This is a genomic window from Roseivirga sp. (assembly GCF_049099775.1).
Taxonomy (GTDB): Bacteria; Bacteroidota; Bacteroidia; order Cytophagales; family Cyclobacteriaceae; genus Roseivirga.
The window spans coordinates 31,866-58,353 of record NZ_JAGDZM010000006.1 but is presented as its reverse complement, the minus strand read 5'-3'; the positions used below and the strand labels follow the sequence as shown (position 1 = coordinate 58,353).

At 38.8% G+C, this 26,488-nt stretch carries 21 protein-coding genes; 13 read left to right on the top strand and 8 right to left on the bottom strand.

All coding sequences use genetic code 11. From position 1 onward, the window contains the following. Positions 1–25 precede the first annotated feature (25 nt). The 4 genes from JXQ92_RS10755 to JXQ92_RS10740 are packed head-to-tail and all read left to right on the top strand — an operon-like array spanning position 26 to position 4,674. On the top strand, positions 26–1,732 hold the full coding sequence (locus tag JXQ92_RS10755) for a hypothetical protein (RefSeq protein ID WP_421986625.1): 1,707 nt from the start codon (positions 26–28) through the stop codon (positions 1,730–1,732). Between the two features lie 35 nt (positions 1,733–1,767). After that, a complete protein-coding gene (locus tag JXQ92_RS10750) occupies positions 1,768–2,526 on the top strand; it encodes a DUF6090 family protein (protein WP_421986624.1) in 759 nt (252 codons plus the stop codon). 10 nt (positions 2,527–2,536) lie between these two features. Beyond that, positions 2,537–3,370 (top strand): hypothetical protein, encoded by an 834-nt coding sequence (locus tag JXQ92_RS10745; protein WP_421986623.1) that lies wholly within the window; start codon positions 2,537–2,539, stop codon positions 3,368–3,370. 32 nt (positions 3,371–3,402) lie between these two features. Beyond that, complete coding sequence (locus JXQ92_RS10740) at positions 3,403–4,674, top strand: hypothetical protein (RefSeq protein WP_421986622.1); 1,272 nt, start codon at positions 3,403–3,405, stop codon at positions 4,672–4,674. Positions 4,675–4,689: 15 nt separating this feature from the next. Here JXQ92_RS10740 and JXQ92_RS10735 read toward each other — a convergent pair whose 3' ends face one another. Continuing rightward, positions 4,690–6,033, bottom strand: a complete 1,344-nt coding sequence (locus JXQ92_RS10735) for a sodium-dependent transporter (protein ID WP_421986621.1) — start codon at positions 6,031–6,033, stop codon at positions 4,690–4,692. 165 nt (positions 6,034–6,198) lie between these two features. On the opposite strand from JXQ92_RS10735, the gene JXQ92_RS10730 reads away from it, so the two are divergent. From JXQ92_RS10730 to JXQ92_RS10710, 5 genes are all read left to right on the top strand, one after another. Then, a complete protein-coding gene (locus JXQ92_RS10730; protein ID WP_421986620.1) occupies positions 6,199–7,221 on the top strand; it encodes a helix-turn-helix domain-containing protein in 1,023 nt (340 codons plus the stop codon). A 106-nt stretch (positions 7,222–7,327) separates the two neighbouring features. Beyond that, a complete protein-coding gene (locus tag JXQ92_RS10725) occupies positions 7,328–8,905 on the top strand; it encodes a PQQ-dependent sugar dehydrogenase (RefSeq protein WP_421986619.1) in 1,578 nt (525 codons plus the stop codon). A 111-nt stretch (positions 8,906–9,016) separates the two neighbouring features. Next, positions 9,017–10,255, top strand: a complete 1,239-nt coding sequence (locus tag JXQ92_RS10720) for an MFS transporter (protein WP_421986618.1) — start codon at positions 9,017–9,019, stop codon at positions 10,253–10,255. Between the two features lie 294 nt (positions 10,256–10,549). Beyond that, complete coding sequence (locus tag JXQ92_RS10715; protein WP_421986617.1) at positions 10,550–10,768, top strand: hypothetical protein; 219 nt, start codon at positions 10,550–10,552, stop codon at positions 10,766–10,768. A gap of 94 nt (positions 10,769–10,862) precedes the next feature. Next, positions 10,863–12,758 carry a beta-N-acetylhexosaminidase gene (locus JXQ92_RS10710; RefSeq protein WP_421986616.1) on the top strand — a complete coding sequence of 632 codons (1,896 nt, stop codon included), beginning with the start codon at positions 10,863–10,865 and terminating at the stop codon, positions 12,756–12,758. A 43-nt stretch (positions 12,759–12,801) separates the two neighbouring features. Here the strand turns inward: JXQ92_RS10710 and JXQ92_RS10705 are convergent, their stop codons facing one another. Continuing rightward, positions 12,802–13,713 (bottom strand): DUF6624 domain-containing protein, encoded by a 912-nt coding sequence (locus JXQ92_RS10705; protein WP_421986615.1) that lies wholly within the window; start codon positions 13,711–13,713, stop codon positions 12,802–12,804. Positions 13,714–13,950: 237 nt separating this feature from the next. Between JXQ92_RS10705 and JXQ92_RS10700 the strand changes: the two genes are divergently transcribed. After that, positions 13,951–15,009 (top strand): sensor histidine kinase, encoded by a 1,059-nt coding sequence (locus tag JXQ92_RS10700; protein WP_421986614.1) that lies wholly within the window; start codon positions 13,951–13,953, stop codon positions 15,007–15,009. Then, positions 15,002–15,703: a LytR/AlgR family response regulator transcription factor gene (locus JXQ92_RS10695; RefSeq protein WP_421986613.1), complete on the top strand. Its 702-nt coding sequence runs from the start codon at positions 15,002–15,004 to the stop codon at positions 15,701–15,703. The genes JXQ92_RS10700 and JXQ92_RS10695 overlap by 8 nt, the downstream gene beginning before the upstream one ends. Before the next feature lie 11 nt (positions 15,704–15,714). Here JXQ92_RS10695 and JXQ92_RS10690 read toward each other — a convergent pair whose 3' ends face one another. The 6 genes from JXQ92_RS10690 to JXQ92_RS10665 all read right to left on the bottom strand — a co-directional run bounded on the left by JXQ92_RS10690 (position 15,715) and on the right by JXQ92_RS10665 (position 22,759). Further along, positions 15,715–16,344, bottom strand: a complete 630-nt coding sequence (locus JXQ92_RS10690) for a Crp/Fnr family transcriptional regulator (RefSeq protein ID WP_421986612.1) — start codon at positions 16,342–16,344, stop codon at positions 15,715–15,717. A 29-nt stretch (positions 16,345–16,373) separates the two neighbouring features. Continuing rightward, the gene (locus tag JXQ92_RS10685; RefSeq protein ID WP_421986611.1) at positions 16,374–16,916 is read right to left on the bottom strand and encodes a ferritin; all 543 of its coding nucleotides are present in this window, start codon (positions 16,914–16,916) and stop codon (positions 16,374–16,376) included. Positions 16,917–16,993: 77 nt separating this feature from the next. Further along, positions 16,994–18,493 (bottom strand): TolC family protein, encoded by a 1,500-nt coding sequence (locus tag JXQ92_RS10680; RefSeq protein ID WP_421986610.1) that lies wholly within the window; start codon positions 18,491–18,493, stop codon positions 16,994–16,996. Between the two features lies 1 nt (position 18,494). Further along, positions 18,495–19,859 (bottom strand): HlyD family secretion protein, encoded by a 1,365-nt coding sequence (locus JXQ92_RS10675; protein WP_421986609.1) that lies wholly within the window; start codon positions 19,857–19,859, stop codon positions 18,495–18,497. Between the two features lie 3 nt (positions 19,860–19,862). Further along, positions 19,863–22,034, bottom strand: a complete 2,172-nt coding sequence (locus JXQ92_RS10670) for a peptidase domain-containing ABC transporter (protein ID WP_421986608.1) — start codon at positions 22,032–22,034, stop codon at positions 19,863–19,865. A gap of 11 nt (positions 22,035–22,045) precedes the next feature. Then, positions 22,046–22,759 carry a TetR/AcrR family transcriptional regulator gene (locus JXQ92_RS10665; protein ID WP_421986607.1) on the bottom strand — a complete coding sequence of 238 codons (714 nt, stop codon included), beginning with the start codon at positions 22,757–22,759 and terminating at the stop codon, positions 22,046–22,048. Between the two features lie 1,239 nt (positions 22,760–23,998). Between JXQ92_RS10665 and JXQ92_RS10660 the strand changes: the two genes are divergently transcribed. Both JXQ92_RS10660 and speB read left to right on the top strand, forming a co-directional pair. Continuing rightward, on the top strand, positions 23,999–25,666 hold the full coding sequence (locus JXQ92_RS10660; protein WP_421986606.1) for a glutamine--tRNA ligase/YqeY domain fusion protein: 1,668 nt from the start codon (positions 23,999–24,001) through the stop codon (positions 25,664–25,666). Next, positions 25,666–26,481, top strand: a complete 816-nt coding sequence (gene speB, locus JXQ92_RS10655; RefSeq protein ID WP_421986605.1) for an agmatinase — start codon at positions 25,666–25,668, stop codon at positions 26,479–26,481. The genes JXQ92_RS10660 and speB overlap by 1 nt, the downstream gene beginning before the upstream one ends. The last annotated feature ends 7 nt before the right edge of the window (positions 26,482–26,488 follow it).

Genomic DNA, 26,488 nt, shown 5'->3' with positions numbered 1-26,488 from the left:
AGAATTGCGTCAACCGAACCACATTATGAAACTAAACTCATCGCAGATTAAAGGCTTTAAACACACGCTCATAATTCGAAAAATCGTCCTACTAAGCTTAACCTTTTTCTTAATTAGCGGCTTGATAAGTTGCCAAAATTCAACGGCTAACCCTGCAGTTTCTAAGTCATATAACGATTTAGTGGCTTTATTCAAGGAATGGCGCGCTTTTGAAAACCCTCCTCTTTTAAACGGAGCACCTGATTATACCGCAGCTACTTTTGAAAAGCGCCATGGAGCATTTCAGGATTTGCAATCAAGACTAACCTCAATGGATACAACTGGCTGGTCGACTGCCGAACAGGTAGATTTCCATGTGGTTTGGGCAGAAATGAATGGTTATGATTTTAACCATAGAGTACTCAAGCCATGGGTTCGTGATCCTTCTTTCTATAAATCTCTATGGATGGCAAGAAGTGACGTACCTGCTCACGAGGGCCCTACTCACCATGGTACTACAGAGATTTGGACTTATGACTTTCCATTAACGAAAGAGGCGAAGGAAAAGCTTCTGAAAGAACTTCAGGTAATTCCTTCCCTAAATGAACAGGCAAAAGGAAACTTAACTGGTAATGCACGTGATTTATGGATTACTGGCATCAGAGACATTAAAGCACAGTCAGCTAACCTTACATCCATACGCGATTGGGATGGTATTGCCACCGATAGTGATTTAACTAGCGCCATTGATGAGGCTATAAATTCTACAAATGACTTTGTGAAATGGCTTGAAGAAGAAGGTGAATCTAAAACAGGTCCATCGGGCATTGGTAAAGAGAATTATACTTGGTACTTAAAAAATGTTCATTTAGTGCCCCTGACATGGGCTGATGAAGTAATGATTTTAAAAAGAGAATTGGCCAGAGCCTGGTCGGCTTTAAAATTAGAGGAACATCGCAATAGGGCACTACCAGAACTTAAAGACACTAATTCACCAGCTGCCTACGATGCTATGGCAGAAAGATCGGCTCAAAGCTTTCTCAACTTTTTGGAGAATGACGACATCGTCACTGTAAAGCCTTATTTCGAACCAGCACTTCGAGCACACCTTGGTTCTTATGTACCACGCGAGAAACGTAACTTCTTCCTGATTGGCATGCACTTCGATGCACGTCCGTTGTACTCTCATTTTTATCACTGGTTTGAGCTCGCTCGCATGGACAACGAACCACATAAAAGCGAGATCAGAAAGGGTCCTTTGCTCTATAATATTTTCGATTCCAGAAATGAAGGTACTGCCACAGCGGTTGAAGAAATGTTCATGGATTCGGGACTTTATGATGATGACCCACGCGTAAGAGAGATTGTTTACATCATGATCGCCCAACGTGCAGCAAGAGGCTTAGGATCTCTCTATGCTCATGCTAATGAAATGACCATGGAAGAAGCCGGAGGAATTCACTCTGAATACACACCAAGAGGATGGATGAAAACTGAAAAAGAACTACTCATTTTTGAACAACACTTGTATTTGCGTCAACCAGGTTATGGAACGAGTTACATTACAGGCAAATATCTATTGGAAGCAGCGATGGCCGACTATGCTAGAATTCAAGAAATGAATGGCGAGGGGTTTAAATTAAAAACGTTCTTCAATCAATTGAATAGCATTGGCAACATACCTATTGCACTCGGACATTGGGAAATGACGGGAGTAAACGAGCAAGTGAAATACATTACTGAGCAGAAGTAATGATTAAGTTCTTTAGAAAAATCAGGCAACAGCTTATGGCAGAAAGGAAGATCGGCAAGTATTTACTATATGCTATTGGTGAAATTGTTTTGGTGGTCATTGGGATTTTGATAGCGGTAGCCATCAACAATAATAACCAAATAAAAAAAACGAAAACGGAAGAACAACAATACCTAAAAGCCCTAAAGGAAGAATTTCAATTCAATAAAGAACGGCTAGCTACAATGATTTTAAGAGACTCTATGAATATTGAGGCCGCCAAAACACTTTTAGAATATACATCGCCAAAACCACCAATAATTTCTGAAACGGAGTTTCACGGCATGATTAACAAAGTAGTTTTGAATGAGACTCAGTTTAGTCCTAGTCCTGGCGTACTAGCCGAAATCACAAATGCGGGCAAACTCGGGAGCTTCAGTGACCCAGAATTAAAAAAAGCACTCGGTGCTTGGGAGGCTCAATTGGTTAGAGTAAAGTTTCAAGAACAAGAAGAGGTCCATCGGGCAAGAATGGCGCTAATAAATTTTCTAAACACAAATAGCAATGCTAGACGTGGTTTTTATGCCAACTTGGGTAAAAACCTTGGCATCGGCGACTCTAAGTTCAAAGGACAAAACCAAAGCATTTTACAATTGCAGCAATTCGAAAACTTTTTAGTCGATTTCCTCATTGTCTCTTACTTCCTCAACCGTACATACTATAAGCCCTTGGCTGAGCAGATTGAGCAACTTATTCAGATTATTAATGACAACATTACAGTGAATAACAACGACGCAATCCTGATGGAAAACTAGAATGAAAGCAATGACATATAAGACAGCAGGATTCTTAATACTCATTGTAGTCTGCTTCCAAAGCTGCGATTTTAGGAATTCAAATAACTCCTACGATTATGGTACAGAAAACGACTCTGCGAGGTATTACTTCCTAAAAGGTTGGGAAGAGATATTAGATAACGGCCGTTGGACTGAATCTGAAGCGGCCTTTAGAAAAGCTGTCGAATTTGATGCTGATTGGTTGCTCGGAAAAAGTATGGTAGGCCGTATTACAAGGGACTTATCCGAAAGGCAAAAATTATTATCGGAAATAGAAGCTTCTATTGACTTAGTGTCTCCAGATGAGCGATCGTTAATTGAAGTGAACTTATTAAGCATGCAAGCGGCAAACAACAGAGGAATGGGTATTCCAAACACTAAAGAGAGTACCCAAGCAAGAATGAAATTGGCTGAACAAAACTTCGGTGCTTTCGCACGCAAATACCCCGAAGATGATTACTTCAAGGCAGAATATATTGAGTTTTTACATGCTAACTACGGCGCTCAAACCGCCTTGGACTCCATGAAATCTTTGGCTTCAGCTCGACAGCTGAAACTCGGGTTTTATTTGAGCTATTCAGCTGATTTAGAATTAGAATTGGGCCATATGGACAGGGCTATGGCCTACGCTCTGATTTTAAACGAAACGCTTACTGATCCTTCTTTTCTGAGTCCGAAAATGGTTCAGGCCAACATTTACATATCTATGGACAGCTTACAAAAGGCCAGCGACCTGATAGACCAAGTTGTTGTAGCAGACTCAAATCATATTATTGCCTTAGGAATGCAGTCTAGATTGAAAGAAGCACTAGAAAACCGATGATAAAATTTTTCAGAAAAGTTAGATTAGAATATATGGTGAAATCCAAACTAGGAAAATATTTACTCTATGCTGTTGGTGAAATAGTGCTTGTCGTTATCGGTATTCTAATTGCCTTGCAAATCAGTAATTCGAATCAAAAGCGTATCGAGAGAGACGCCTTATCCGGGCACTTACAATCTATTGGAAAAAACATTGAAAGCGACTTAAAGAAAGCCGAAAACATAAATAAAAAGCGAAAAGAGCTCCTTTCAAAGTTTTCATATATCCGAAATAATATCGTTGCTAGAGTGAACAAAACCATTAATCGCGGTACTAACTTAAAGACTTCAGTTATTGAAAAGGTCGATGTTACATATACTGCAGAGGCTTTAAAGAGTTCTTGGGATACGGATTATCTGAACCCTAATTTGGGTGGCTTTGAATCGCTAAAGAGCTCAGGGTACCTCAGTAAATTACAGGGCAAAGATATTGAGTCGTTATTATCTCAGTACTACAACTTAGTATCCGAAATCGCCCTCACTGAATCAACCTATAATACTTTTATACAGAACGCTCGGATAGATTTTGGTAAAGAAAATTTTGATGGGTCCTATGAAATGTTTCAAGCCGACTACATTTCTTGGGACGGTGTGAACACAGAATTTCGACCTATTTTCTCTAAAATACTGGCTCATGCTAGTACTAACAATTCAATGACTTTACCCTACAACCTAATTATTGAGTATGACAACCTAATTTCTATTGGCAAAGAACTGACTCGACTGATAAGCCTAAATTCGCAAAACTATGACACTGAAAGCACTAAAGCTATCAGTAAGATCTTTGACAGATTTGGTAACGAAGGCTACCCTATTCTTATAGCTGATGGTTATATGACGCCTTATTACTCAGACCTAGAAGCATATTCACAACAGACCCCTAATGTGTTTACAAGCATAATGGAAAAACATTTTTCCATGGATTTCCCTGCAATGGACTGGGCGGTTCAATATATGTATGTCGGTAAAGGTTCAATAGAACAGCTTTCTACGAAAGACTTTTCTTCATATAAAAATATTCGAATTGAAATGAAAGGTAATCTAGGTGGAGAACAGATTTATTTTTCAATTAAAGACGAGACTAACCCAACTGATGGTAGCGAAGCTAAAGTCTTATTAGAAATGACGGACGATTGGAAATGGTATGAAATTCCACTTACAGAATTTGAAGGTACCAACTTGGAGAAACTCTTTATGCCGGCTGCCTTTATTTTTGAAAACGATGCTGCATCTGTCAGCGTTAGGAACGTCGAGTATGTTAAGTAAACTGGCTTTGTTGTTTTAAAAATTAAAGGTTTGCAGAAACACTAAAAGGATGAGTATTGGACAAACTACTTTTAGAAAGATTGGCCAAATCTTATAAAAGAATGTCTTTTCAATTTCGGGCTGCCCTTTCTTAAGCTCAGTCAGCAAAGCATTCTTCCGAATAACCCACCCTGCAAAAACAGCTATGGCCAAACCGAAAAATGGCTGAGCATATTCTGTCGCAATAGTCACAATCAGATCGAATAAAGCATCATAATTAAAAACAATCACCACAGCGATCAGCCAAAAAACACTTCCAGTATACCAAGTCGCTTTCTTTCTCCCAACTTCAGTACTATCTACCACATATGATACTATGGTTTCTAACATGGACATAGAAGATGTGAGGGCAGCGATGCTCATCAAGAGAAAAAATATAAATGCGACAAAGACGCCAATTGACCCCATAGAATCGAATAAGCTCGGCAGGACCTGAAAAATTAAGTTTGGACCAGAAATTAGTGCGCCACTTGCATCGAATATTTCTGTTCCAAGATTCGATGCAGCATACATAGCAGGAATAATCAAAAAGCCCGCAATGATGGCCACCCCTATGTCGCAAAGTGTGACCAACCATCCTAAGCGCGTCAGGTTAGCCTTATCGCTTGTGTAAGATCCATAGACTAGCATTCCGCCTACGCCAAGGGAAAGCGAGAAAAACGCCTGTCCCATAGCACTTGTCAATAATTTTGGATCGAATACTTTGCTGAAATCTGGTAAAAGATAGACCCTGGCACCTTCCATGGCCCCATCTAATGTAAGTACGTATACAACAAGAATGATAAAGAGGGCGAATAACAGTGGCATAAAGCGCTTAGCCCATTTTTCTATCCCGTTGCTAACTCCACCTGAAACTATAAGTAAGGTGAAAACAAAAAAGATAGTCATGAATACAAAATTGCTCAGGCTGCTCTGAGAGACGACCCAATCGGCCATACTTTCCAAACCGAGCATTCTGCCTATAGGCTCTACAAAATAAGCGATCATACTGCCCGCGATAATCGAGTAGAAACTGAGAATAACGCCTACAGTCACTAAACCCATTAAGCCGATTATGAAATATGGCTTACCTCCACCAAGTTTTTTATAAGCATCGGGCGGCGCCATTCTGGTATGCCTGCCAATGGTAAATTCTGCCATGAGCACCGGATAGCCTACTAAAAAGGCTAGCAACACATAAACGAGCACAAAGGCTGCACCTCCATTTTCAGCAGTTTGAGTAGGGAAACCCCAAATATTTCCAAGCCCAACGGCCGAACCAGCTGCGGCCATTACAAAGCCAAAAGAAGAACTGAATTCACCGCGAGAAGAGGAAGCCATGCGTTACTTTTTTTAAATGACACCACAACTTGTCTAAATAAATTCAAGGATTCAATAGAAAAGCCAATAATGACCTTTACATTTTATCTGGGAGAAATTTTTCAAAAAGCTTACAGAGCGCTCCTGATTAATTAATTTTAGTCTTGAGTCTTACAAAGCACTTAAATGTCTGCTCTTTTTTTATTCGCAAGTCTGGGAGTTATTAATGGGTTTATCCTAAGCATCTACCTATTTATTAAAGAAGAAAAACGGATAGCCGATATATACTTCGGAGGGCTCATTCTATCACTTTGTCTTAGAATCGGGAAGTCAGTCTTAGCTCATTTCAATGATGACTTAGATAAACTAATACTTCAAATTGGGCTTTCTGCCTGCGTTTTTATTGGCCCATTATTCTATCTCTACTCCAAAGCAATTCGACAAAATTCCGTAAAACACAAACGTTCGGACCTTCTGTTTTTAGGCCTATTAGGAGGTGCAACAATCATTTTAGGCATCGTATTTCCCTACAGAACCGAACCAGAATTTTGGAATGGTATTATGATCCAATCTATTTATTTAGTCTGGGCAATTTTCTTGGTTTTAGGTCTATATGAAAACAGGGCAGTTCTCACTAAACTCTTTCGAACACCCAAACAACTTTTAGAGGAAGAGCGATACATAATTGGCATAGCGGTATCGGTAATTTTCATTACGCTTACCTATCAAACGGCGCTTTTCTTAAGAGGCTTCACCTATATCTGGGGCTCCATTATCTTTTCAATCAGTTTCTATTACTTAGCGGGAAGAAAGCTCTTAGGCAAGAAAACGATCACTCCAAAAACTAATAGCCAAGCTCCTCTTGAAAATGGTGCTCAGCTTTTAGCCCAAGTTGAGCTATGGATGAATACTGAGAAACCCTACCTAGATTCAAAACTCAAACTTGATGAGCTGGCAAGTCAAGTAAACCTGTCTCGGCATATACTCTCTAGAGTTTTGAATGAAGAATATAAATTTGGCTTTTCCGATTTTATAAGAACCCATAGAGTAAATGAAGCCAAACGACTGATAGAAATAAGAGACGACCTGTCACTAGAAGGAATTGGTTTTGAAGCAGGCTTTAATTCAAAGTCGGCTTTTTTTGATGCCTTCAAAAAGGTAACGTCTCAAACACCTGCAGCCTATAAAAAGTCAATTCAGAGCAAATAGTTAGTCAAAGTACTCCAGATTTATCATCCAAGACCTCTCTACCGCTTAAAAACGGCACAATCGAGATTAGATCGACGTAATTCGAATGAACTCAAAAACTTCATTCATGAAACGTTATTTATTTTTTGCTTTTCTGATCATAACACTAAATCATCAGATGAATGCCCAAACCGAACAGGAGGCTGTACGGACTGTACTCGAAAACTTTATAGAAGGCACCAGCTATAATTACCCTGATAAAATTCTTAGAGCATTTTATCCCGGCACGCCAATGTTCTTGCATAACGACGCGGACACAGTGATGATTTACTCTGCCGAAAGATATGCCTCATTGTATACTAGACGCCCTCCCGGTACCAGAAATAGAAGGTACGGAACCATTCTGGCCATAGATATTGAAAAAGATATTGCTTCGGCTAAAATAGAAACTTTAATTCCCTCTTTCGATAAGCGATTTATCGACTTAGTGTTACTAAAAAAAATCGATGATGAATGGAAGATAATTTCGAAGGCAGCAACAGCCGAGCCTATTCCTAAGACGATCCAGCAAACCACTCCAAAGCCAGTCAAAAAAGTAGTGATTGATGGCTTGAATAAGCCTTGGAGCATGGCTTTTTTAAATGAAGATGATGCTTTGGTGGCTGAAAAAGACGGCAGTTTATTATTAGTAAATCTAAAAAGTAAATCGACAAAAGTCATTACTGGGCTCCCTGAAGATGTTGCTCGCGAAGTATTGATTGACACAGTTAAACATAGCAATGGCATCTTTCCAGCGGCTGTTCACGGAAAAAAAATGAGCTTCAATGCCGGTTGGTTTCAAGTATTACTAGATCCTGATTTCCAGAATAACCAATACATATACTTATCCTATGCGGCCGAAAATGATGAGCAAGCCAGTGCTCTAAAAATTATTAGAGGACAATTAAATGGCAGTATGCTTTCTAACGTTCAAATGCTGTTTCTAGCAGGGCCATATAGTCATGGTCTTTACCATTATGGCGGCGGCATGGCCTTCGGAAGTGACGGAAAACTGTATATATCGACTGGTGAAAGAAATTTCTATGAACACTTAAACCCTAAAATTCCTGTAGCACAAAATATTGAAGACCCTCGAGGCAAAATCATCAGAATAAATCCTGATGGTACTATCCCAAAAGACAATCCTGACTTTGGAAGAAAAGGCGTACCGGGCTTATACGCCACTGGAATTCGCGCAGCACAAGGCATCACTCTAAATTCCAATACCGGCCAACTTTGGTTTAGCGAACACGGCACCATGCAGGGCGATGAATTGAATACAATTGTACTAAAAGCAAATTACGGTTGGCCAAATAGAACAACTGGCGGATATAGAACAAAGGACTACAGGCCTTACGAGGTTTCTGGTACCGAGTATACTGATCCATCTTACTTTTGGCAACATACTATTGCGCCAACTGGCCTTACTTTTTACAATGGAAATGAGTTTCAACAATGGAAAGACAATCTAATTGTGCCGGGTTTAAGCAAAGGAAATCTTTGGCGAATGGTTGTAGAAAACGAAGAAATAATAAGTGCCGAAGAGTTATTTATTAATGATAGAGTAAGACTTAGAAAGGCTGTCACTTCTCCGCTAGGCATTTTATACTTACTTACAGATGAAGTCAATGGAAAAATTATTAGAGTTGACAATGCCAACAAATAACACTGTTTTACCATGACGATACGGGATTGATGATAAAGTCGCGCATTGTCATTGCGTATACAAAATCCTTCACTTTGGTTATGCTGGAAATATTAGCCATCTTCAAAATCGATGAAGGCGAAAAAGGCAGTCTTACTTTTCACATTAATGCTCGTTGGAGAAAGTATATTTCTCCTACCGTTTGTGGTGACTAGAGTATTTCGGCCGACCTTTTTAAAGGTGTTCGACATTACTAATCTTGAACTGGGTACTGCATTTTCATTGTATGGCATTGTCGCAATGTTATCCTATTTCGCAGGCGGACCAATCGCTGATCGATATTCACCAAAAAAGCTACTGATCACCTCGCTGATAGTAACATCGCTAGCCGGAATTGTAATGGCACTAATTCCATCACTGGCTACACTTACGCTCCTCTATGGTTTTTGGGGCTTAAGCACCATACTCCTATTTTGGGCTGGATACATAAAAGCTATTCGACAATTTGGCGGGGAGAACACCCAAGGAAAATCATATGGATTAGTGGATGGTGGCCGTGGATTAGTCGCTGCTGTAACTGCCTCGTCATCAGTGTTTCTATTGGCTGCATTTTTACCCAACGTAGTAGAACAAGCTACGAATGCCGAACTTTCAAAAGCGTTGAGCAGCATCATTTATGTATTTTCAGGCGTAGTATTGGCCAGTGCAATACTAGTGTGGTTTGTTTTTCCTAATGATAAAATTGAAAGTGCCAATGCTAACTTTCCTTCCTTAAAAGGCATTAAAGAAGTACTAAAAAGAAAATCTATATGGTACCAAGCCTTAATCCTTCTTTGTGGTTATGTAGGTTATAAGTGTACTGATGACTTCGGGCTGTATGCCAGTGATGTTTTTGGCTATAATGATGTAAAATCGGCACATATAGCCACTATTTCTTTTTGGACTCGCCCATTTGCTGCTGTGCTAGCGGGTATTTTAGGAGATAAATTTGGCCACTCTAAAATGACAATGCTAAGCTTCATCATTCTGATTGCAGGTAGCCTTGTTATTAGTTTTGGCATATTAAAACCAGGCATGGAAGTGATGATAGCCATTACTATTGCCAGCACTAGCCTTGGTATTTACGGTCTGCGGGGCCTCTATTTTGCCTTATTCCAAGAATCTAAAATCCCATTGACCATCACTGGAAGCGCCATCGGTTTTATATCCGTAATTGGGTATGCGCCCGATATTTTTATGGGGCCTTTAATGGGCGTTATTCTAGATAACAACCCAGGATCACTAGGCCATCAGTACCTATTCGGTGTGCTAGTAATTTTCGGTTTAATTGGATTAGCAGCAACAAAACTTTTTCAAAAAAGTACTCAATAAAAAGTTCTCAAATTGTCCACTTCAAGGATAGTGCTTCGTCAAACATAAAACCGACGACAAATGCACTATTTATTCATTCTGCCCTTTAAAATCTTATCGCTATTCCTTAAAGTTATCACTAAAGCGATTCGTGTATTTATCCCAAAAATGACTGAACCTAAGCATTCATAAAAGGGACTTATACCGCTGAGCATACTTTAAAAACAATTCAGCACTATCAACTGATCTTTCAGCCTGAAAACTGAAATGAATTCTAAATTCAACGTATAAATTTCCAACCACATAGCCCACCAAATGAAACTACTAATTTTTAAAACTGATATAGAAGACCTTTTCAAAGTGAAAAAAATACATGCCGTTTTTGCTTACACAACAAGTATCTTCGATTGGTCAGTGGACATTGAAGATATTGACAATGTATTGAGGATTGAAGCCGACGATCAATTTCGTGAATCAGATATTATTAAACTGGTGAATCGGTGCGGATTACACTGCGAAACTTTGCCAGATTAACTATCGGTAAAACCTATTTAAAATCATAAATAACATAGGCCATTCATTTTAGGGTTCATATTTGCTACCTTTTGGCAAAATTCGAAAAGTCCTTATGAATAAATTACTTGTCATTTGCCTGAGTGCATTATTCTCCTTGAGCCTTTCAGCAAACGACATCAACAAATACTTAATCAATACCCCACAAGAAATTAGTATAAACGCTGCCTGCAACTCAAAAATATTCGAGCAAGCGGGGCAGCTCAAAAACTTCGTTTCAGTATTAGAAAAAACAGAATTTCTAGGAGATATAGCTATCGCTCAACCCATTCCCATAGGGATTAACTTTCAGTTCAAGCTCGATTCAATCAATCTTCCAGAACAAGGATATTCATTAGAGATAAAAGATGATTCTGTATTAGTATCAGGCCATAGTTTTGCCGCCCTGTATTATGCTAAACAAACGCTACTCCAATTATTAGAATTCTCCATCAATGAGGAAAAACCTCTGCCTTGTTTGCGTATAAAAGACTGGCCCGATTTTGAAAAACGCGGCTATATGCTAGACATCAGTAGGGATAAGGTACCTACCATGAAAAGTCTTTATCTACTCATTGATCAATTAGCAGATTGGAAAATCAACGAACTTCAGCTTTATACAGAACACACATTTGCTTACAAAGACCATAAAACCGTTTGGGAAAACTCAAGTCCATTAACTTTTGAAGAAATACAACTTCTAGATGCATATTGTAAGACAATGTATATCGATTTAGTGCCAAATCAGAATTCTTTTGGCCATATGGAAAACTGGCTTAAACATGATGAATACCTGGATTTGGCGGAATGCCCAGATGATTGTCAGACGGTTTGGGGCAAAAGAAAACGGACTAGCCTTTCTCCTACTATTCCGGGTTCTTTTGAACTGATGAAATCCTTATATGAAGAGGTTTTGCCAAATTTTTCTAGTGAATTTTTCAACATCGGTGGAGATGAAACAGTAGAATTGTGTGAAGGGAAATCAAAGGCTGAATGCGAAAAAATGGGTAAAGGGCGAGTTTATTTAGACTATCTAAAAAAACTTAATACTGAGGCCAACGCACTTGGTTTTAAAACACAATTCTGGGGAGATATTATACTGAACCACCCTGAACTAATTAGTGAGTTACCCAGCGATATGACAGCCTTGGTTTGGGGCTATGCCGATGACCATCCATTTAATAAGGAATTACCTAAGTTTAAGTCTGCTGGGGTTGATTTTTATGTGTGTCCAGGCACATCTTCATGGCGTTCTTTAATTGGTAGAAACAAGAACGCTTTTGGCAATCTTAAAAATGCCGCAATTTCAGGTAAAGCAAACGGCGCAAAGGGGTATTTGAATACAAATTGGGGAGATTATGGACACTGGCAACCGCAATCTGCCATTTACCCAAGCATACTTATTGGTGCTAGCTATGCATGGCATTATGATGATAGTGCGATTGATCACTTAGAATTTCAACTAAACCACTATGTTTTTAAAGACAAAACAGGTAATACAGGCAAAGCTGTACTACAGCTGGGCAATGCCTATCTAGACACTAAAGTTCCTAAAGGAAATGCCAATGCATTTCATCTACTCCTTCGCCGTTATTTATGGACGATGCAGGGAAATTACCAAACAAAAGTGTTAACAGTAGAAAACTTAGAGGCTGCTCGTGAAACCATTCTTAAAGCCTTAGACGTACTCGCACTTGGAGAACCAACTTCTAAGGATGCCGCTTACATATTGCCTGAGTTGAGACAAGCGGCGGCATTAGCCATGCACGGTATTGATTTGGGTGTAGCGAGACTAGGTACAGATGACTTACAGACTAAGAGCATTTCTAGTGAAAAAAGAGCACAGTTGAAGTCCGACTTATTAGTGCTGATTCAAAAGCATAAGGAACTTTGGCTAATGCGCAACAGAATTGGTGGTTCGTCAGATTCAGCTTCTAAACTTGAAGATATTATCTCCTTTTACGAAAACTGAGTATAGATACCACCCTATAAATCAAGGGTGGTATTAACACAGATTAATCTTTTTGCTTTACAGTCCAATCGTAGTTGATTTTGCGTTTTAAATAAACAGCTAAAGGTTCTAAGCCTATCTCTTTCCTTCTTCTATCCACAGTTTCGGGATCTTTGATTGGGAATGGCTCTAAATCTCCTTTTTGATTGAATTGAAATTGCATTCCAAAGGTTTGAGGACGGTTTGTATTGACCAAAATTCTGTCATGAATTTTAGCATACTCCATACAGCTCCCTTGCCCTGCTAGGCACGCATTCTTAATTTGCTCAAGATATTTCATGCGGATTTCTTCACTTTCATGATGGTTAATTACTAACAGTGGTGCATCTGCTGCTAGCTCTCCTACATCATCATATAAGGGCCATCCATGTTCTTCCAATAGCTCCGTCATTTCCTTAAAGTTCTCTGCATTTAACCTCGCTTTGGTTTTAGTAAGGGTAAAAAACCAGTGCGGTGCGTAACGATTTTTTGCATATTCAACCTTGCCCTGATCCATGTGATAGTCCAAGGCTTGATCTTTCATTATCATTCGGATAAGCTTACGAGCATACGTAGGCTTTTTCAAAGTACCATTGACTTCTTGGAAACGTTGAAACTGAGCGTTTTCAACAGTTTCCCATCTAGGGTCATTTGAAAGGTTGTAGAAGTCACTGTCAGCCAACGGCATCAAACTCGTATTATTTTGTAAGGCAACATTTAAAAAGAAGAAGGAAGTGTCCACTAGATTAGTTAATGAAAGCGTTGACGCTAATTTGTACGCTACATCTGCATTGCTAGGGTTCTGATAAAATTCAGCGCCGTAAGCCATATAAGCAGCTTCCAAAGCACCTACTTTTCTGAGAGAATCGCCTTTCGATTGGCTCATAGCTAGCTGAGTAGTCATTATGAGCATTGTATAAATTAATATCTTTTTCATCGTTCGCATTTTATTGATTTCGAATTTTTGACCAAGTCTAAATGAAAAATAACTACGAAACTTTCTTTTGAGACCAATGACCTGAAATGGACAAAGCAAAACAGAATTCAACGCTCAAATGCCTATTTACCCATATTTAAAGGCACTTCGAAAGATATTCCTGTCAAACACCTCACATAATACGTTAGCCACCGCATTTTTAATTTCCAAGTCGTTTTATTCACTTAATTCGAAGCTATGGAGTTAATACTTTCAAAGAAACACAGCAAAAAGCGACAGTTAATACTCATTGTAGTTATTAGTTTCTGCTTTCAATTTTTACTAAGCTACGGATCAGTAAGTAGCCCATATTCTATGGTATTCATGGTAGGTTTAATCCCTATTACCATGGTGATATGTAATGTGTTTATCTTTAAACTTATCCCATCTTTTCTTCTTAAAAATAAGTTGGTGCCATTCATTACATGGTCAATAACTACATTACTGGGTTCTGCTATTTTAACCTTAAGTTTCCTGATAGCAACGGTTGCTTTTCTGCCAAATTTCACGGCAGATCAACTCCCGCCTTCCACTAAAAACTATCCTTTTTTATTAGCCACTATGTGGATTATAGTAGCCGGATCGAGTTTCTTGAGTTTATGGAAGCACCGTCAATTAACGCAAATAGAAAACCTGAGTCTTGAAAAACGTCTTGCTGAAAAAGAGGCCGCTATTAAGAGTCAAGAGCTTAGTTTATTAAAAAACCAATTGCATCCGCACTTTCTTTTTAACAGCCTAAATACTATTTATAGTTTGGCACTATCAAAGTCGAAAGAAACTCCTGAGACTGTTCTTAAACTATCTGATTTGTTGGATTACACTTTGTATCAAGTGAATCAACCAATGGTGGAGATTAAAAAAGAGCTAGACTATATTCGGGATTATATTGATTTGGAGAAAACTAGATTTGATGACAGTCTTCAAATTACTTTTGAAAAACATCTTGACCGTGACGACCTTAAAATGGCGCCAATGCTTTTAATGCCATTTATTGAAAATGCCTTCAAACACGGTAAAGTGTTGCATCAAGATCAAGTTATTGCTATAAAACTGGAGGTTTCAAACGATCAGCTCGAATTTAATATTAGGAATTCATACGATGGCAAAGCACTAAATAAAGGCATTGGGCTTCAAAACATTCAAGAGCGATTAAAAATGCTTTACCCTAACCGACATGCATTACGGATTGAGCAAAAGGAACATATCTTTGAGATAAATCTGCAAATTAAAGGTTTAAAGCCAGTCTTGAATGTCTAAAATTAGTTGTCTAATTATCGATGATGAATCTCGCGCACGCGAAGTCCTTGATATCTATATCAGTGATATACCCGAGTTGCAATTGATTGGACATTGTAAAAATGCTATCGAGGCCATAAACTTGATGGCTGAAGAGCGAGTAGATTTAATTTTCTTGGATATTGAAATGCCTGAAATCACGGGCTTAGCTTTGGCTAAAACCATTAAGGATAAAACCGGAATTATATTTACTACCGCGCACCGTGACTATGCTGTGGATGCTTTCGACTTAAAGGCTATCGATTATTTGCTAAAGCCTATTAGACCTGAACGTTTCAAAGAAGCCATAGAGAAGTTTAAACTTCAGCGGAATCAAAATCAAATACAGGACACTTCATCAAGAGCCGATGAATACATTTTAATTCGTGCTGATCGGAAAACGGTTAAGTTATCGGTGGGAGCAATTCTATATATTGAAAGCTTTAGCGATTACCTAAAAATTCATACTAACGAAGGATTGATTGTAACACGAGAAACGCTTTCGAATTTACAGGAAAGATTACCGCAAAATCAGTTTTTAAGAATTCATCGTTCCTACTTAATCCATGTAAAGGCAGTGACTTCTTTCACCAAAGAGACGGTTGAAATTGGCGGGGCTGAATTGTCAATTAGTAGATCTTATAAGGCTGCCGCCCAAAAGCGTTTAACTAATTGACAAATTCCTAGCTAGAGTATTTCTATCCTGTTTCTGTAAAGCTCAACTTTGTCTTCTCTTTCAAGCTTTTTCAATAGCCTAGAGATTACAACCCGCGAAGTGTTTAATTCTTGGGCAATTTGTTCATGCGTTTTCTCAATGACGAAAGAACCTTGACTCTGTTTTTTATCCAGTAGATACTTCATCAAGCGCTCATCCATATTCATGAACGCAATACTATCGATTGTATGCATTAATTCATCAAATCGATCTTGATAGGAATCGATCACAAACTTTCTGAATGATGAGTATTTCGCCATCCACCCGTCGATCATGGACATAGGCACCATCCAAAGTGTAGTCTCTGATTCTGAAATAGCCTTAAACTGGCTATTTAAATTATTCATGCAACAGCTTATAGACATGGCGCAGGCATCGCCACCTTCTAAGTAATAGAGAAAGACCTCGTTACCTTCCTCATCTTCTCTCATAATCCTGAGTGTTCCTGTAATCACCATTGGCATGGCATTGGCTGGCATACCAGGGTGAATTAATGGTTCTTCTGCTGATAAGGATTTCAATTTCCCAAAGCGCATGACTTCTTCAATCAACTCAGTTTCAAAACCAAGTTGACTAAGGTTGCCTTCGAGAGAATTTAACATTTTATTAGAGAAAATTGAGCTTAGTGAAACTATGCTTCCGCGTCACCATCTGCGCCAATAAGGTTTAGAATTTCCTTATCGATTGTCCATAGTCCAACGCCATCTTCACCGATTAGGTCGAACAACTCTACAGCTCTTCTCGCTAGTGTTTCTTCTTCTCTTTGCTCTTCTACGAACCAGTTTAAGAAGTTCATTGTAGTGAAATCCTTGATTTCGTAACAGTGGTTTACGATTTCATTGATAGAATTAGTCACCGCAATCTCATGGTCTAAGATAGTTTCGAAAACTTCTCTTAATGAATTATAGTGATGCTTAATGTCTTTTATTTCTGGCTGAATAGAATGCCCACCAGCTTCATTTACATAATGGAAAATTTTCAACATATGTGCACGTTCCTCATCAGAGTGCATGTACAGAAATTTAGCAGAGTTTTCATATCCTGTCATTTCACACCACGATGCCATTGAGAGGTAAGAGGCGGAAGAAGAGCCTTCCATCATTATCTGACGGTTTAATAGATCTTCAGTTGCTTGAGTTAATGAACGTTTAGCTGTTACTTGTTGTCTTTCCATTGTATTTCTTGTCTTTCGAGTTAGATCAAAGTTAACGAATATCGTAGGAATAGCACAAAATGCGTTGGCAGAAAAATCTAACGGACGCTATCTTGATTGAAATTTAAATATGGTAGACCGGCAGACCAAAAGAGTCCGACCCTCGCCTTTTCCATATTCGCTCTCATCTTCATTAACTTAATTTGAGCATCCAGTAGTTTGTCTTGTTGGAAGTTGATCTTAAACAAATCACTTTCGCCTAACTCAAGGTTTAATATTTCTAACTCAAATATTCTTTTATAAAAGTCCACCGATTCGTTCATGAGCTCCAACATGTCTTGGGTGTTATCCAATTCGAAATATGAGGCTTGAATGTCATTTACGATCTCTCTTTCTTGCAAATTAAGTTGATAACCTGTTTGCTTTATTTTGATCTGAGTTTGTCTTAGTTTAGAACGTTCCTTTCTTAAAAAAAGCGGGATTCCAAAGTTGACACCAAACTTATAGTTATTCCTCAGTTGAACCTCAACAAACTCACCTTGTGCGTTAATTGGTGAATTAATCAAATTATAATTCAGGTCGAGGGTTGGCTTTAAATTCTCTTTCGCGAGCCTTCTGTCGATGTCTAACTGCTCTAATTTCAAACTAGTTTTTACCAATTCAGGATGTCTTTCCAAAGCCATTGAAACCAAGCTATCTAAAGGGATATCTGTAATCAAAAGGTTATTGGTTAAATCTAATTGCGGCACCATATCATCTTGTAGTACAAGTGGCGATTCATCATCTGACCAGATATAGTTCGACAGAATTAGACCTGCTCTTTTGAAATCGATGAGCGCATTCCTTCTATCTACTTGTCTTTGCTGATAAGAAGTGGCCGCACGAACGGTATCGATAGCTGCTGCTTCACCAAACTCAAAATCTTGTCTTACCATATTGTATATGGTTTCCGAAATGGACAAACTTTCTTCTATCAATAAATAATTGTAAAAGGAGAAATACCACTCCCAGTAGTCTTTTGACGCCGAAAGGAGTACTTTATTAATCATTTTGAGTCTTTCGGCATCGGTGATTTTACTGTAGATCTCAGCTTGCTTAACCGTTGCTCTTCTCTGATCAATCAATAGACCTCTACCAATTGGCAAGCTCACTCCCGCAGTTACCTGTCTGAAATTATCTGGCGCAGGGATAGAGTTCTCAGGATTTACAAATTCTCCAAAATTACGATCGAATGTTACCTTCGGGTCTACTGGAAACCATGTCGGCACTTTAAGCGTGGTATTGAAGAAATCATAGTACTCTTTATCGTCAAAATTCTTGACATCCCAACTCGCTTCAATTTTAGGGTCAAATGCACCTTTTGCCAGTCTGATTCCTTGTTTTGCACTTTCAGGTAATAGATCTGCCTGTTTTACGATCGGGTGATTTCTCAAAACGAGGCCTATGAATGACTCCAAAGGCAAGATTCTGGCTGTATCTGCCGTGTTAACTTCGATTAATTCATCTAAGGATTTAACAGACAGTACCTGAGCATGCGAAACCGTAACCACACAAGTGAAAAGCGTTACAAGTGATAAAAAAATAGGAAGCTTCTTCATATCACTTTTTTTCATCAGTAATTGCTGCTTTGCCTTTAGTATCCTTCGGCGCTTCATACAAACTTGGAGGGAAGCCATTTAATTGACGCCAGATTTCGTACCACACAGCTACGTTATCCAACATTACCCAACCTTTTGTTCCTGATCCTATTCGTAATTGCTCTGGCCAAGGCTCTTCGTCAGGGTCTGGAGTTACTAAAATCCGATATTCCCCACCTGTGCTATTTACTCTGTCAATTACTCTTACTATACCTCCGAATGTACCAACGGAAACATTTGGCCAGCCAGAAAACTGGAGCGCAGGCCAGCCATCGAATTGAATTCGCACCTTTCTGTCTTCACCGATCAAAGGAACATCCATAGCCTTTACGTACATTTCAACTGCTAATTCAGGGTTTTCAGGCATAATTTGTGCTACTGATTCTCCTTCTTTAATAGTTTCCCCTATACCGGCTTTCATTGCTCGAACCAAATACCCGTCTTGCGGGGCAATTAATTGATATTGGTCATTTCGAATGGTAAGGTTGGCCAATTCATTTCGCAATTTCGCTCGGCTACCTTCTCCATCATATATCTCTGCCAGCGTGTTATTTCGGTCGGATTCAGCCTTGTTGATTTTATCCAAGAGTTCAGATTGAACCGCATCGATGTTAACCTTTGCGTTCTTTACTTCTTGCCGACTATCAGCCAACTTGTTTTCGGAACTATTGATTTTATTCCTAGCCTCCTCATACTTGGACTCCGACTCCTGAAATTTGGTCAAAGAAAGAATTCCAGCTTCCTTCCTTTGTTCGTTTCGTTGGAATATGCTTTTTTGATTCTCAAACTGAACTTTCTCAGTCACATAATCAACACTGTCAATTTTTAATTTTAACCCGGCTTGTTTGAGCTTATTCTCAGCCAATTCTTTCTTAAAAACTAAAAGCTCTCTAAGTGACGTGATCTGTGCTTCTAATGAAGTTACTTTGTCTTTCTTCGATTCAATACTTGAAGTTTTTGCCTCTAGCCTTTCTTTGGTTCTGTCTAATAACTCAGGATCAAAAAATTTGTCTTTGATCTCTGAAAGGGTAAGAATAGTATCTCCTTTTTTTACAAATTGCCCTTCTCGAACTTTCCAACTTTCGATTCGACCTGCAATAGCTGTTTCGACAGACTGTGGTCTCTGCGCTGGATTAAAAGCCGTAAGCTTACCATTTCCTCGAATGTTTTGCTGCCATGGAAAGAACAATAGCACAAAGAATAAAAAAGTAACCGTCAATAAAATTCTCGCCACTTTTCGACCAGCTCTTGGTGACCCTAAAGTCTTAAACAACACACTTTGCTGATGTTGTATCTCTTGATTTTTGTTATCCGATAGATTCAACATGACTTAAACTTTTATGATTTTGTTCAAATATCCTTCTGATAGAAGTTCTGCATAAGTTCCTTCCGCTTTTATAGTACCAGACTCCATAACGATTACTCGATCACAGGCTGACATGACCATTGGATCGTTAGATACTGCCACCAAAGTACACTCCGCAGCGGACGTTACTACATTGATTAAATGTTCTTTTTCTGATCGCTGAAAAGAAGCGAAAAAATCATTTAAAATGAGCAACCTCGGTCGCTTCACAAGACATCTTGCCAAAATAAGTTTATGGACGAAACTGCTTGAGAAACCTTTACCTCCACTGATCACTTGTGTGTTATAACCATCAGGCAGCATATTGATTTTATCTGCTAGTCCTACCTTTGTTATTGCCTCAACGGCATCTCGTGTAGACACATCTGGTTTCCCCACCACTATATTATCTAGTATTGTTCCTTCAAAAATATCGTCGGCAGAAACGTTCTTTGCTAGCTTGTCTCTTAGGTTGGTCAGATCAAGGTCTCTCAGGCTATATTCGTTTATAGTAATCGCCCCATCATAATTCTGATTTATTCCGGAAATGGTATTGGTCAAAGTCGTTTTACCCGATTCGTTTCCACCTGAAATACAGATCTTTTCCCCACAGGCAAATCCGGTGGTAACCCCATGGATAGCCGGCTGTTTGGCGTCAGGGTAAGTATAACTAAGTTCTTTGAGCCTGATAGAAAAACCTTTATTCAATTCTTTTTCATCCAGATCTATTCCACCTACTTTCTCAAGTGGTAGGTCTGTTACTTGGCTTATTTTATCTACAGCTGTCAGCATATCATATACCACATCCATGTATGTTATGATCTTCTCAACTGAACTCAGAATCAAAATTATAATCACTTCTGCGGCCACAAACTGACCTAGGGTTATCTCTCGGTTGATTACCAATGATGTACCTATTATGAGCAATCCACCAGTAATAACTGCTTTAAATAGTACGATATAGAAATATTGACTTACCAGTACTTTGAAATGTACCTTCCTATTAATCAGATAGTTATTTACGTTATACTCGGTCTTTTTAACGGGCAAACTGGTATTTCCCGAAATTTTAAAAGAATTAAGCGTTCGGGCGATCTCTTCTAACCAATAAACCACCTTGTACTTATACTTTGATTCATTAATAGATGATTGCAGCCCTTTAGGGCCGGTTAACCTAAAGATCAATAGCAAAGTCATGATGAGTACTAAGCCAAAGAATACAAAGAAAGGGTGATAGAAAGACAACAATACTAAACCAAACAGTATCTGGATTATACCCGAAACAAGATCGCCAAGTAATTTTGGCAACCCTTTTTGAATAGTAAGTACATCGAAAAAGCGATTGATTAATTCAGGTGCATGAAAATTGTTTAGTGATTCAATCTTCATTCTTGGAATCCTAAAAGTGAATTCTAAAGCGGCTTTAGTGAATATTCTTCTCTGTAAGTATTCCACCAATGTTATCTGCATAATCTGCAGACCTCCTGAGGCTAGGATTCCTAGAAGTACCAAACCAATCAAAAGATAGATTGAACTAAATACTACACCTCCAGATACTAATTCTACAGTAGCTTGAATGCCGAGTGGTAAGGTTAATGATACTATCCCTACAAATGCCGCATAAACAAAGATGTAGAAGATATCTCTTTTTTCTTCACTTAACAGTCGTATTAATCGCTTTACAGGACTCAAAGGCTTTGGAACTTCACCTTCTTCGTGCTCTGAAACCAAACTTTTATAACTAAAGGCTCCAAGAAGCATTACATCACCCTGAGCATCTTTAATCAGCTGGTCTTTCACCTCATCATAGGACAGCGATTCATTTAAATCTGTTCCTATTTGAATAACATTTATGCCTTTTTTACTTTTTGTAAGAATGATCGGGGCAAACCCGCTTTCAACATGCCTAAACGCTATTAAAGGAATATTGACCTCTTTTAAAAACTTAGCCAGATCTTCTCCCGCTAGAGACTGATCTAATAGAACAATTCGAATTTTATTGGCCGATTCAATCAAGTCTCTCTTAAATTCGAATGCCTCATCTATGGCATAGCGTTTTGAATTGACCTGCATGTCTTGAAGAAGAGCATCTTCAAGACTACTTTTCAATAAAACAGATACCTCCTTAATGGTATTAGCAATATGTTGGTTCGTCATTTTATTAAGCTTTATACCTTAATTGCTTTTTTTATGAGATCTAGCAAAAACTCATAGTTCTGTTGGTGAACCTTCCCTGCGCTAAACTTATGGTTGGTAAGCGTGGGTAAGTGCTCAGCAAAAAACACTTGATGATGCGCTGCCTGAAGCGCTGTAGAAACTAAAGAATGTGCGTATTTATAGTCTGGGTTTATCTCTAATATGATTTCTGCTATTCTAGTACAAAGCGACTTGAACCCTCTAAAAAGTCCTTCTTTATTATCACTATCCACCTGCTTAGTCAAATAAGTTTTATCAGACTCGTTGGTGATAATTCTTTGCAGTGCAGATTCGTCTACCGACGGAAAAGAGTTATCGTATGCCTTTTGTTCAGTCACCAAACGGAGCGCTATTGCCAAGCGATCTAAAGGCGCATTGACGTTATGCGTTTCGAAATCGATTCTGTATTCAAGCCAACTCCAGTACCATGCGATAAGGTAGACTAGCAGCTTATGTTTATTTTCAAAATACCTATAAATCGACGCTTCTGTAGAGTCAATCTCTTTAGATAACTTCTTGAACGTAAAAGCTTCAAGTCCTAACTCGTCGATCATCCGAATCGACTGATCGATAATCTTTCTTCCTAAATCCGTTTCCTGAGGATCTCTCAGAAAAAGATTAGCGTTCATTTCTAGCCTTAGCAATGCCATACCTTGATCTCTTGTTATAACTACTTTGACACTCAATAGTAATACTATTATTTGAGCTAGTAAGACAACGAAAAAGTCTAGAAAAGGTTTAGAATTACCTAAATAAAAAAAGAGACCGCTCCCCAGCGGTCTCTTCCCGTATTTTTTCAAATACCCCCAAATAACAAAAGTGGGGGACGACTAATCGTCCCCACTTCATTAAGAAATGGTTAAAACCATTTCTTAATGCCAAGTTACTGTTTGGAACTTTGCTAAATCTTAAAGGCCCAAGCAATTAAGTTTTAGCGCTGCCTCTAAACGGCTTTACCTATAGATCCATGCACAGCACAGAACAGGTTAAATGACGTTTTTGTAGTATTTCGTTTCGTCCTTTCGGGTGAAATGCCAATGTTCTTTATCTAATCATCCCAAGATAATTCGACATATTCCATATTGCCCTAAGACATTATGTCAACTACTGTCGCCAGTAGTCATTGACCGTGATTAGGCACTAACCGAAGTTTTTGCCTGATTTACATCGTATCTGATTACTCATAAACCCATGTAAACCCACTGTTATAAAGTGTTGCTCTTGCACCTTTCATAGAAAGATTTTCGAACGTCTCATGATTACTCCCTTTCAAAGTAGTGATCACAAACACCTTAGTCGTCATCCTGAAGAACGACTACCACCGTAAAAACTTTCACTTACGATTCGGTTTTTACTAACAGCTCACTCTGACTATTTCAGACCGACATTTGCATGCACGGCCCTTTCACAACATTTTTTCGGGCTTCCCCCGAAGAGAGACTGAAGCTAGGCTTCTGTTCTTTATCCCTCACTTGGTATATACAAGGTACTTTTAATAAATTTGTACACAAGTGATATAACTATCTAGTTTTCAACAAGTTTCCCACTGTTTTACCCACATACTTATCCACAGGGTTATAAACATGGTTATCCACATTAGTTGGTTCAAATCAATTCAAAAATCTATTTTTCGCTTGATAAAGTCTTTATCTTAAAGAAAAAAATCGTAGGAGAAACTCACGGCTAGAAAACACATTGCACCTACTATTGCGTAACTAAAAGACCTTTCTTCTAGTGATGCCATGACCGAAGACAATGTTTCAGCTAACTTCTGGACAATACTTGAAAGTAACATCCTATCTCACCGTGTTAAATTTCCAATCTTAGAGTTTTTGGCCATTAAGCATTCTGAAATGATTTGTCTTAATGCTCGCTCATATGGGAGGCTTTTAGTAAAATTGCATGCAATTTAGAATTAAGAGGAAATGTCTGAAAACGAGAACCGAGAGTCGCTCAACTTCATTGAGCAAATGATAGAAGAAGATCTAAAATCAGGTAAAAATTCTATGGTCCAAACGCGGTTTCCTCCTGAACCTAACGGATACCTGCACATTGGCCATGCAAAGTCTATTGTATTGAATTTCGGACTAGCCGAAAAATACAATGGCAAGTGCAATTTACGCTTCGATGATACCAACCCAGCCAAGGAAAGTACAGAGTACGTAAATGCCATAATTGAAGACATCAACTGGCTTGGGTATGAATTTGGTGAAGAACCAATGTTTACATCCAACTACTTCGATACGCTTTATGAATATGCCCTAAAGCTGATTAAAAACGGTAAGGCGTATATTGATGATCAGTCTGCAGAAGAAATAAGCGCTGGTAAAACCAACCCTTCTATACCAGGTATCCCAAGTCCACATAGAGATCGGTCGGTAGACGAGAACTTGGCTCTTTTTGAGGAAATGAGAAATGGATCTTGCGAAGAAGGTAGCCGTGTTTTAAGAGCAAAAATTGATATGGATTCGCCAAACATGCACATGCGCGATCCTATTATCTATAGAATCAAAAAAGTAGATCATCATCGTACAGGCGATAAATGGTGCATATACCCGAATTATGATTTTGCACATGGACAATCTGACTCCATTGAAAACGTGACGTACAGCTTGTGTACGCTTGAATTTAGAGATCACAAAGCGCTTTATGATTGGTTTATTCAAGAATTAGACATTTTTCCATCTGAACAAACAGAATTTGCTAGACTGAACCTTGGGTATACTATCGTTAGTAAACGTAAACTTTTACAACTGGTAGAGGAAGGTAAAGTAAACGGATGGGACGACCCCAGAATGCCTACAATTTCCGGTTTAAGAAGAAGAGGTTATACCCCTAATTCAATTAAGAATTTTGCCCATAAAATAGGCGTTGCAAGACGTGACGGCATTACCGACATTGCCCTTTTAGAACATAGCGTTCGTGAAGATTTGAACAAAACTGCGAACCGAGTTTTCGGTATTCTCGATCCTTTAAAAGTGGTAATTACCAACTGGCCTGAGGATAAGGTGGAAATGATGCCGGCTACTAACAACCCTGGCGATGATTCAGCTGGAAAACGCGAAATGCCTTTGACTCGAGAAATATATATCGAGCAAGGAGACTTCCTTGAGAATCCTCCTTCTCCTAAGAAATGGTACCGACTTGGGCCAGACCGAGAAGTGCGTTTAAAACATGGATACATTGTGAAGTGTGTAGACTATGTAAAGGATGCTGACGGCAACATCACCGAATTGCATTGTGAATATGATCCTGAAACACGCAGTGGCCATGACACAAGTGGCAAAAAAGTGAAAGGTACATTGGGTTGGGTTTCTGCTGATCATGCTGTGAAAGCGGAGATCAGACAGTATGATCGATTGTTCAAAACCGAAAACTTGAATACGATTGATGATGATTTCCTTAATCACCTTAATCCGGATTCTTTAACGGTTAATAATAACGTTCTGCTAGAACCTTCTTTAGCTTCTGCCAAAGTTGGAAATCAATTTCAGTTTGAAAGACAAGGGTATTTTATCGTCGACAAAGAATCTTCAGAAGGCCATTTAATATTCAATAGAACAGTAACTCTACGCGACAACTGGAAGAAATAATGGGCATTAGAAGAGGAGAACTAAAGGATTTGAATCCAAGTGATATTGCGTTACTTGGCATTCCTTTCGATGAGAACTCTTCTTATTCAAGAGGGCCAGCTAAAGCTCCAGAACTCATTATAGAGGCCATTGAATCGGATTCGGCTAACTTTTATACCGAGAATTTAACCGACCTGAATAAACACCCACGTGTGAAATGGTGTGGCAATGCTGCGCTTTCTGACTATTTCAGTATTGAAAAACCAATTCAAGAAATTCTTGATAAAAATGCTATTCCATTTTCTTTAGGTGGCGATCATTCTATGACTTACCCGATTATGAAGGCCATGGCTACCAAATACCCTAACCTTCAGATCATTCAATTTGATGCACATGGTGATTTGTATGATGAGCTTGACGGAAATGTACACTCACATGCATGCCCTTTTGCCAGAATTATGGAAAATGGTTTGGTCAAAAACCTTACGCAGATAGGCATTCGCACTATGACTGATCACCAAAAAGAGCAAGCAGATCGGTTTGGTGTTCAAGTGATTGAAATGAAAGATTGGTCGGCTGAAATAAATTTAATTTTCGACGACCCAGTTTATGTCACTTTTGACATGGACGTTCTTGACCCTGCTTTTGCGCCTGGCGTGTCTCATCATGAACCTGGTGGATTAAGCACAAGAGAAGCTTTGGGCATGATTCAGAAATTAAATGCCAACATTGTTGGATGCGATGTAGTGGAATACAATCCAACAAGGGATATAAATGGCATGACTGCCATGGTGAGCGCCAAAATAGTAAAGGAACTTCTAGCTAAGTTGGTTTAGGCTCCTT